2 protein-coding genes are annotated in these 2,587 nt (G+C 46.1%); both read right to left on the reverse strand.

The genetic code is table 11. The annotated features are described in order from the left end of the window. Positions 1–35 precede the first annotated feature (35 nt). A complete protein-coding gene (locus AC5JMP_RS14605; protein WP_495852217.1) occupies positions 36–1,772 on the reverse strand; it encodes an ABC transporter ATP-binding protein/permease in 1,737 nt (578 codons plus the stop codon). A gap of 64 nt (positions 1,773–1,836) precedes the next feature. Then, positions 1,837–2,587, reverse strand: a 751-nt coding sequence (locus AC5JMP_RS14610; protein ID WP_495852218.1) for a DUF6920 family protein, incomplete at its 5' end; no start/stop codon positions are given.

Consider the following 2,587-nt stretch of genomic DNA (forward strand, 5'->3'; position numbering starts at 1 on the left):
ACAACTTTATTTTGGAAGCACTCTTCTATGTGGCTTCACATTAAATTGGTATTAGGTGGAGCTTCAGAAGCTTTTAGAAACCAGGTTTGATTAGCAGTGAGGTCTAAAATAGATTGATGATATTCAATCAGGCTTTCTTGATGTCCAACGCTCAAAAAAGTTATGCCAGAGTTTTTAAGCTGTTGATATAAATGTTCTTCATTCTTGGAATCGAGGGCACTAGTAGCTTCATCTAAAATAGCGTAGCTCGGTTTATTGAGCAAAAGACGCGCAAAAATTAGACGCTGTTGCTCTCCTAAAGATAGAACCTCCGCCCAGTTTTGATCAGCATTGAATCCGCCATGCCTTTGCTCTAAGTCAGGCAAATTTACCTGAATCAAAATTTTCCTGAGCAGCGAATCTTCAATTAATTCATCCATAGCTGGATAGAGCATTTGATCTCGTAACGTCCCTAAGATCATGTAAGGTCGCTGAGGTAAAAATAGCATTTGCTTGAGTGGCGGTCGTAGAATTGTGCCTGTGCCTGCATCCCATAGCCCAGCGATCGTTCTGAGCAAAGAACTCTTTCCGCACCCGCTAGGACCTCTCACCAGCAGACCTTCACCCGTTGACAGCTCTATAGATAAGTCTTTCACTAAAGTCCTTTGATAGTCAGGCGTTTGTAGCGTCATGCTTTCTAGCGCCAGACTATCGGCAATTTCGGCTTTGATCGTGGTTTGCTCAGCTCCATCAGACGGATTTAAGGCTAAGCGGGTATTGTCCAAAGACTCCGCAAAAGTGTGTAAGCGATCGACCCCTGCAACAAAAGTAGAAAGGGACTGAAAGCGCGCCACAATCAGGTTGAGCGAGAAAAAGACTCGGATGAAAGCCCCTTGCGCTTCGGTGACTTTACCTACCTCTAGCTCACCTGCAAAAATGCCGGGTGCCACCACAATGGCAGGCAAAATGAAAGGAATAAATTCATAGGCATTGGTCAAAATATTAAGATTTAACTCCCAAAAAATTAAGCGCTTGAAGTTATCAAACGCTTCTATAAATCTGCCTTTGATTTGATCAGATTCGCGCTGCTCTCCTTGGTAAAAGGCGATCGCCTCGGCATTTTCTCGCACCCGCACTAAACTAAACCGGAAATCAGCCTCTTTTTTAAGCTGCTCAAAATTGAGTCGCACTAAAGGTTTGCCAAATATCCCAACTGTGATTAAGGTGCCGACCAGCGCATAGACTACCAAAAAACAGATCAGCGGCTTAGAAATACCCCAAAGCACACCGCTAAAAGCACCCACTGCTAACAGCGAATCTACGACCGCTAGGAGCAGCGTTAGCGACTCTTGGGTAAAGCTTTTGACATCTTCAGCAATGCGCTGATCAGGGTTGTCAATATCGGCATTTACATGATTTAGGGTATAAAACGCCCGATTCTCGAAGTAGCGATCGATGAAGCGATGGGTGAGCCATTGTCGCCACTGTAAGCCTAAGCGATCGCGGAGATAAATATAGCCTGCATAGAGCGGTGCGTAAACTACCAATGTCCCAGCAAAGACCAGAATTGCTTGCCAAAATCTAGCTTCATCGTGAGCAGATAGCGCGGAGATTAGGGCACCTCGCTTATTGTTGAGCAATACGCTAAGTCCTGTGTAGCCTAGGGACAGCAGAACGACCAACAGCAGTAGCCCCCGCGCCCGCCATTTTTCATCACTTGACCAGTAGGATTGAGCGATCGACCAGAACTGTTTGAAGATGATTAGATTAAACCGTGCATCGCTTGCATTCATAGAGGGCTGCTCAATGAGGTGAACTACTCCTAGGCTACGTTGATTCAGAAGTGTTCATACATACTCATAACGCGAACTCATAGTTAATCTCTATAGTTCTTCCTTTGAAATAGAGTCGAGTGCCTTCTGGATACTCCCATCCCACCTCGCCTTCCAAAGGAATCAGCATCTCATTACGAACTGAATATTCCCAAAATCTTCCGCCCCAAGGCATCGCAGTCAGCTTGTCACGATAACGAGCCTCAGTCCGAAACGTATCGATCGTTCCTTCAGCATTAAACCGAAACACAGCGGAGACAGTGGTGGAACCATCGATTAAAGTAGCGCGAGCGGAGGTGTCATCGATCGCTTCCCAGCGCACACCCTGACTAGGTAATAGTGCGGTAGGATACCAAGTAGCCTCAGCAAAGAACCGCAATAATTCACCTTGATTCGCTTCCGGCGTACCGCGCACATCCGCAACGGTGAAAAGACCGAGTAATGATGCGTGTAAGCTACCTTCTTCTAACAAATATGTATCATGTACAAACGCATTTAGCCCTGGAGCTATCTGGATGCGTGCATCCCAATCAAAACCCAGGCGTTGAGTCATTACAAGTTGAGTGGCGGTGAACGGACTCCACTTATCTTCAGTTTCACTCATGTTGAACTGCCCTTGCTGAGAGAGTTTGACTGCCGACACGATCGGTTGTCCGTCCTTGAGTACTGTCTGAAAGAAGCGTTGCACTGGGGCTGGCAAGCCTTCAAGCTCTTTTGGATCGTAATCGTTCAAGGGGTTGACAAATCGTAATTGAGAAAATGAGAGGTAACTGATA

This window comes from Drouetiella sp., assembly GCF_059504425.1.

Coding starts and splice junctions, on each gene's coding strand:
- AC5JMP_RS14605 (WP_495852217.1), bottom strand. CDS start 1,772: ATGAATGCAAGCGATGCACGGTTTAATCTAATCATCTTCAAACAGTTC.